The sequence below is a fragment of the Moorena sp. SIO2C4 genome (assembly GCF_010672485.1).
In the GTDB taxonomy this organism is placed as follows: Bacteria; Cyanobacteriota; Cyanobacteriia; order Cyanobacteriales; family Coleofasciculaceae; genus Moorena; species Moorena producens.
The window spans coordinates 1-4657 of the sequence record NZ_JAAHGN010000591.1 but is presented as its reverse complement, the minus strand read 5'-3'; the positions used below and the strand labels follow the sequence as shown (position 1 = coordinate 4657).

3 protein-coding genes are annotated in these 4657 nt (G+C 42.6%); all 3 read right to left on the bottom strand.

Annotated features, from left to right (window positions below):
• On the bottom strand, positions 1–3086 hold a 3086-nt coding region (locus F6K20_RS25140; protein WP_287296453.1), incomplete at its 3' end, for a tetratricopeptide repeat protein.
• A 54-nt stretch (positions 3087–3140) separates the two neighbouring features.
• Positions 3141–3374 carry a hypothetical protein gene (locus F6K20_RS25135; protein ID WP_137985673.1) on the bottom strand — a complete coding sequence of 78 codons (234 nt, stop codon included), beginning with the start codon at positions 3372–3374 and terminating at the stop codon, positions 3141–3143.
• Between the two features lie 19 nt (positions 3375–3393).
• The gene (locus F6K20_RS25130) at positions 3394–4584 is read right to left on the bottom strand and encodes a tetratricopeptide repeat protein (protein ID WP_287296451.1); all 1191 of its coding nucleotides are present in this window, start codon (positions 4582–4584) and stop codon (positions 3394–3396) included.
• Positions 4585–4657: the final 73 nt, after the last annotated feature.

Genomic DNA, 4657 nt, shown 5'->3' with positions numbered 1-4657 from the left:
TCCAGGGTAGTAGCTTCCCCTGAGGGATCACCTATTTCTTGTTGAATAGCTAGAGCTTGCTGGAAGTATTCATTAGCTCGGTCATACTCCCCTTGGTCACCATAAACTGTTCCGATATTGTTGAGAGTCGTGCCAACTCCCTGGTTGTCACCAATGTCTTGGCTAATTTCTAGAGATTGCTGATGATAGTTTAAGGCTTTGGTATAGTCTCCCCAGTTACTGTAAACTGTTCCTATGTTGTCTAGAGTAGTGGCTTGTAGGGAGCGTACGCCAATGTTTTGGGAAATAGCTAGAGATTGCTGGAAGTATTCTTGTGCTTGAGCATACTCACCCCGAGCATTGTAAACTCTCCCAATATTATTTAGGGTAGTACTTTCTCCTGAGCGATCCCCCAAGTCTTGACGAATCCCTAGAGATTGCTGGTAGTATTCACTAGCTTGGTCATACTCACCCTGATTATCGTAAACTGAGCCAATATTATTGAGGGTAGTACCTTCCCCTAAGCGCTCACCAATGTCTTGATAAATAACTAAAGCTTGCTGGTAGTAATCATTGGCTCGGTCATACTCACCCTGACTTTTGTAAACTGCCCCAATATTATTGAGGCTATTAGCTTCCCCTGAGCGCTCGCCAATGTCTTTACGAATGACTAGAGATTGCTGGAAGTATTCTTTTGCTTGAGCATACTTACCCCGAGCATAGTAAACTGCCCCAATATTATTTAGGGTAGTAGCTTCCCCTGAGCGCTCACCAATATCTTGGTGAATCACTAAAGCTTGCTGGTAGTATTCATTGGCTCGGTCATACTCACCCTGACTATCGTAAACTAACCCAATATTATTAAGGGTAGTACCTTCCCCTGAACGTTCGCTTAGGTCTTGATAAATAACTAAAGTTTGCTGGTAGTATTCTAAAGCTCGGTCATACTCACCCTTACTATGGTAAACTCCCCCAATATTATTGAGGGTAGTAGCTTTCTGAGAGCCTACACCAATGTCTTTATAAATCGCTAAAGCTTGCTGGTAGTATTCTAAAGCTCGGTCATACTCACCCTGACTTTTGTAAACTTCTCCAATATTATTAAGGGTAGTACCTTCCCCTGAGCGCTCGCTTAGGTCTTGGTGAATCACTAAAGCTTGCTGGTAGTATTCTAAAGCTCTGTCATACTTACCCTGACTATGGTAAACTGACCCAATATTATTGAGGTTAGGAGCAACACGTACACGAGCGAGATCGCCCAACTTTTGGTTAATGGCTAAAGCTTGCTGATAATAGTCTAGAGCTTGACTATACTTCCCTTGTTTTTCATATATCGAGCCAATGTTGTTGAGTTTAGTCGCAATTCCTATGGAGTCGTTTAAGCTTTTGCTAATGGCTAAGCCTTGCTGGTAGTAATCTAGGGCTTGCTTGTAATTTCCCCAATTACTGTAAACTAACCCAATATTATTGAAGAGGGTTCCAGTACTTTTTTTATCATTAATTTTTTTAGCAATAACCAAGCCTTGCTGGTAGTAATCTAGAGCTTGGTCATACTTTCCCTGAGATTCGTAAACTTGCCCAATAAAATTGAGAGCAGTTATTTCTTCAGAGCGGTCTTTGATTTGTCGGGCAAGGGCTAGGACTTGCTGATAAGAATCCCGGGCTTTCTCATAGTTTCCTTGTCTGATTTGAGCTAGTCCAAGCGCTCCCAGGATATTTACTTGATGGGAGTAATTTTTAATTTTTCGAAAAATAACTAAGGCTTGTTGATAGTAGTCTATGGCTTGGCCAGGCTTACCCCATGCATAATAAGCTTGCCCAATCCCCCAAAGATTTGCACCTTTTCCCGTAGGATTTTCAATTTTTTTGGAAATAGCTAAGGCTCGTTGGTAATAGTTTATGGTTTGCTGATACTTTCCCTGTTTGTAGTAAACTTGTCCAATATTAACAAGGGTTTTCCATTCCTGAAGTTGATTCTTCAGTTCTCTGTGAATAGCTAAAGCTTGCTGATAATAGTTTATGGCTTGGTCATACTGTTCCTGTTTATAGTAAACTAAGCCAATATTATTGAGCACAATCCCTTCCAGCTTACGTTTACCCAATTCTCGCCGAATCGCTAAGGATTGCTGGTAAACCTCTAGGGCTTTGAGATACTCTCCTTTCTGGTTGTAAATCCCTCCAATCACAAACAGGATATCCTGTTCTAATCCCCGACTACCGCTTGCTTTAGTAATGGCTAACCCAAGCTCCAGGGTTTCTAGCCCTTTATCCAATTCCCCTTGAGCGGTATAGAGTGCTCCCTTCAAGGTCAGGGCTGCACCTTCTCCTAATCCATAACCCTCTTCTCGACTCAAAGCATGAGCTTGCTCCACAAATTCCCAAGCTTGGTTCAATTTCCCTGACCTGATGTAAGCTGAGCTGAATACAATCAAAGTTTCCGCTTGATAGTAGCGTGCTAAAATGCGTACGCTTTTCTCAGTCTTAGCTACTTCTTTGATAATACTCAAACCTTGCTGTAACCTATCTAACGCTTTGTCATACTCTCCTTGGGAGGAGTAAACTGAGCCAAGATTAACCAGTGCATAACCAATCCCAAGCTGATTACCTACTTCTTGGTTAATGCTTAGAGCTTGCTCCAACAACTCTAGAGCTTTAGCATAGTCTTCCTGACTTGAATAAACTGTTCCGATATGGGTCAAGGTTTCCCCTTCACCCTTACGGTCTCCATTACCTTGCTGAATTTTCAGAGCTTCTTGCAATACTTCCAGAGCTTTGCTTTGTTGAGATAAGAGATTGTAAACCTGTCCAAGGCCATTAAGAGCTTGAGCAACACCTGTAGAGTTTCCCAATTCCCGATAAATCGTCAATAGTTGTTGATAACTCTCCTTGGCTTGAGGCAACTGACCTTTAACAAACTCTGACCTTGCCCGATCGAATAACTGTTCCGCTTGAGTGGCTTGGTCTGGATTGGTTTGTGCCACTGCTGGAGCAACTCCCAGATTTTCTGGAGCTAAGATCGGTGAGAGCAGACACAGTAAGGTAGCACTAGCGAGCTTGAGACAGAATACAGGAATAGTAGAGTAAGTACCCATCGAAAAATCAGCCACTTGGTAGTTTCTTACTATATATCCTTAGGTCGTGGCAGTTTTATGCAGATTTTACTATGGAAGTTTTAAATTGGGTGAGGGAGTAGGGAGTAGGTTGAAGGTTAGCAGGTTGAAGGTTGAACGCGATCGCGTGGCCAAAGGCCAAGGTTGAACGCGATCGCGTGGCCAATAGGCCAAGGTTAGTGCGTAGGGTGAGTTAGGGGCGGACTTGCCCTTATTGTTCGCTTCGTAGCCAGGGTTGGGATAGTCCGCCCCGTAACGCACCACTAGACGTAATGATTTACCCAATATTATTGACGGTAGTACTTTACCCTGAGCGATCGCCTAGGTCTTCAGCAATCGCTAAAGCTTGCTCGTAGTAGTCTAAGGCTCGGTCATACTCACCCTGATTCTGGTACACTGAGGCAATATTATTGAGGTTAGTAGCAACACGTACACGACCAAGATCCCCCAACTCTTGGTTAATCCCTAAAGCTTGCTGATAATAGTCTAGAGCTTGGGGATACTTCCGTTGCTTCTGATATATCGAGCCAATGTTGTTGAGTGTAGTCGCAATTGTGATCGAGTCGTTTAACCTTTTGCTAATGGTTAAGGCTTGCTGGTAGTAATCTAAAGCTTGGTTGTACTTTCTCCAATTGTTGTAAACTCCCCCAAGATTATTGAGGAGGGTTGCACTAGTTTTCTGGTCATCATTTTTTTTACTAATGGTCAAGGCTTGCTGGTAGGAATCTAGAGCTTGGTCATACTTTCCATGATAGTTGTAAATTTGCCCAATAAAATTGAGCGCGATTGTTTCTTGAGAGGAGTCTTTGATTGGTCGGGCAATGGCTAGGAGTTGCTGATAATACTCCAGGGCTTGGTCATAGTTGCATTGTCTAATTTGAGCTACTCCAAGCACTCTCAGGATATTGACTTGATGGGGGTAATTTTTAAGTTCTCGAAAAATATCTAAGGCTTGTTGGTAGTAGTCTATAGCTTGGTCAGCCTTGCCAAGTTTAAAATAATCTACCCCAATTTCCATAAAATTTAGACCTTTTACAGTCAGATTTTCAATGGTTTGGGAAATAGCTAAAGCTTGTTGATAATAGTCTCTCGATTCCTGAGACTTTCCCTGTTTTTCATAAACCTGACCAAGATTAACAAGGGTGGTGCTTTCCCCAGCATGATTCTTAACTTCCCGGTGAATAGCTAAAGCTTGCTGATAATAATCAATGGCTTGGTCATAGTTTTTCTGTTTATCGTAAACCAAGCCAATAGTATTCAGCGCAATTCCTTCCAGCTTACGTTTCCCCAATTCTCTGCAAATTGCTAGGGATTGCTGGTAAACCTCTAGGGCTTGGAGATACTCTCCTTTTTTGTTGTCAATCCTTCCAGTCTCAAACTGGATATTCTGTTCTAATCTCCGACTCCGAGTTGGTTTAGAAATGGCTAACCCAAGCTTCAGGGTTTCTAGCGCTTTATCCAATTCCCCTTGAGCAGTATACAGTATTCCCTTCAATATCAGGACTGCACTAACGTGACATACTCCCACACTGACCTTTACAGGTTCAGTGTGGGCTTCTTACCAACAA